2 protein-coding genes are annotated in these 2,682 nt (G+C 65.4%); both read right to left on the reverse strand.

Features of this window, described 5'->3' with window-relative positions; translation table 11 throughout:
* Positions 1–963 (reverse strand): 2-isopropylmalate synthase (locus AC1DOC_RS28425; protein ID WP_478130994.1); only part of this gene is annotated, 963 nt, incomplete at its 3' end.
* A 61-nt stretch (positions 964–1,024) separates the two neighbouring features.
* Positions 1,025–2,682 (reverse strand): 2-isopropylmalate synthase (leuA, locus tag AC1DOC_RS28430; protein WP_478130995.1); only part of this gene is annotated, 1,658 nt, incomplete at its 5' end.

A 2,682-nucleotide genomic window follows, 5' to 3' on the forward strand; every position in this document is an offset into this window, starting at 1 on the left:
GCCCACGTCCTCGGCCCGCATGATCTCGTAGGTGTCGCGGGCCTTGAGCACGCCGTCCTGGTGAATGCCCGAGGCGTGCGCGAAGGCGTTGGCGCCCACCACGGCCTTGTTGGGCTGCACCACGAAGCCAGTGGTCTGGCTCACCATGCGGCTGGCAGCCACGATGTGCGTGGTGTCGATGTTGAGGTCCAGGCCGAAGTAGTCCCTGCGCGTCTTGACCGCCATCACCACCTCTTCGAGCGAGCAGTTGCCCGCACGCTCGCCCAGGCCGTTGATCGTGCACTCCACCTGGCGCGCGCCGCCGATCTTCACGCCCGCCAGCGAGTTGGCCACGGCCATGCCAAGGTCGTTGTGGCAATGCACCGACCAGATCGCCTTGTCGCTGTTGGGAACGCGCTCGCGCAGCATCTTGATGAAGTTGCCGTAGAGCTCGGGAATGGCGTAGCCCACGGTGTCGGGCACGTTGATGGTGGTGGCGCCCTCGTTGATCACGGTCTCCAGCACGCGGCAGAGAAAGTCGGGATCGCTGCGGTAGCCGTCCTCGGGGCTGAACTCCACGTCGGACACCAGGTTGCGCGCAAAGCGCACGGCAAGCTTCGCCTGCTCGTGCACTTCGTCGGGCGACATGCGCAGCTTCTTTTCCATGTGCAGCGGCGAAGTCGCGATGAAGGTGTGGATGCGCCCGCGCGCCGCGCCCTTGAGCGCCTCGGCGGCGCGCGAGATGTCGCGGTCGTTGGCGCGCGACAGGCCGCACACGGTCGATTCCTTGATGATGTCGGCGATCGCCTTGACGGCCTCGAAGTCGCCGTTCGAACTGGCTGGAAAGCCCGCTTCGATGACGTCGACCTTGAGCCGTTCGAGTTGCTTGGCGATGCGCATCTTCTCGTCGCGCGTCATCGAGGCGCCGGGCGACTGCTCGCCGTCGCGCAAGGTGGTGTCGAAAATAATGAGTTGGTCGGTCATCGTGGATCTCCTTGGTTCCTCTTGATCATTTCGCACCTTGCGCATACGGCGGGGGACGGCGTCAGGCGAGCTCAACCACCGATTGTGCGCTGTGCGCGCCGCGGGTCCGCGCGCGCTGCACGCCCGAGACAATGGCCTTCAGCGAAGCGGAGATCACGTTCGCGTCGATGCCCACGCCAAACAGCGTCTGCGCCTCGTCCACGCGCAGCTCGAGGTACGCCACCGACTTGGCATCGGCACCCGCGCCGATGGCGTGCTGGTGGTAGTCCATCACGCGCACGGTATGGCCCGTGGCCTTGCTCAGCGCCTGGGTGAAGGCGTCGATCGGCCCGTTGCCGCGGCCTTCGATGGCGCGGATCTCGCCGTCCCAGGGCAGGTCGCCGCGCAGCACCACCGAGGCGCTGGCGCCCTCGCCTTCTTCCTCGATCACGCGGTGCTGCAAAGAATGCGCGGCCTCGAGGCCGTATTCGCGCACGAACAGTTCCCAGAGGTCGGCGGCAGTGAGTTCCTTGCCGGCCACGTCCATCACGCGCTGCACGGTCTGCATGAATTCCATCTGCAGGCGGCGCGGCATCTCGAGGCCGTATTCGCTCTCGAGCAGGTAGGCCATGCCGCCCTTGCCCGACTGGCTGTTCACGCGGATCACGGCCTCGTAGCTGCGGCCCACGTCCTTCGGATCGATCGGCAGGTAGGGCATGTCCCAGATGTCGCCGTCCTTGCGCGCCGCGAAGGCCTTCTTGATCGCGTCCTGGTGCGAACCCGAGAACGAGGTGTAGACGAGATCGCCCACATACGGATGGCGCGGATGCACCGGGATCTGGTTGCAATGCTCGACCGTCGCGCGGATCTCGTCGATGTTCGAGAAATCGAGCTCGGGCGAAACGCCCTGGGTGTAGAGGTTGAGCGCGACGTTCACGAGGTCGAGATTGCCGGTGCGCTCGCCATTGCCGAACAGGCAGCCCTCGATGCGCTCAGCCCCCGCCATCAGAGCCAGTTCGCCGGCCGCCGTGCCGGTGCCGCGGTCGTTGTGCGGATGCACGCACAGCACGATCGAATCGCGGCGCGCGAGGTTGCGGTGCATCCACTCGATCATGTCGGCAAAGATGTTCGGCGTGGAATGCTCGACCGTGGTGGGCAGGTTGACGATGCACTTGCGCTCGGGCGTCGGCGCCCAGACTTCCGTCACCGCGTCGACCACGCGCTTGGAGAACACCACATCCGTGCCCGAGAACATTTCGGGCGAATACTGGAAGGTCCACCTCGTGTTCGGCTGCTTCGCGGCGAATTCGTTGAACATGCGCGCATGGCTGCTCGCAAGCTCGACGATCTGGTCTTCGTCCATGCCGAGCACCACGCGGCGCATCACGGGCGCCACCGCGTTGTAGAGATGAACGATGGCACGCGGCGCGCCCTGCAGCGATTCGAAGGTGCGCGCAATGAGGTGGTCGCGCGCCTGCGTGAGCACCTGGATCGTCACGTCGTCGGGAATGCGGTCTTCCTCGATGAGCTTGCGCACGAAGTCGAATTCGATCTGCGAGGCAGAGGGAAAGCCGACTTCGATTTCCTTGAAGCCGATGGCCACGAGCGTCTCAAACATGCGCATCTTGCGCGCGATGTCCATCGGCTCGACCAGCGCCTGGTTGCCATCGCGCAGGTCGGTCGACAGCCAGATCGGGGCCTTGGTCAGCACGGCATCGGGCCAGGTGCGGTCCTTGAGGC

The organism is Variovorax sp. 01T439_2 (assembly GCF_056398445.1).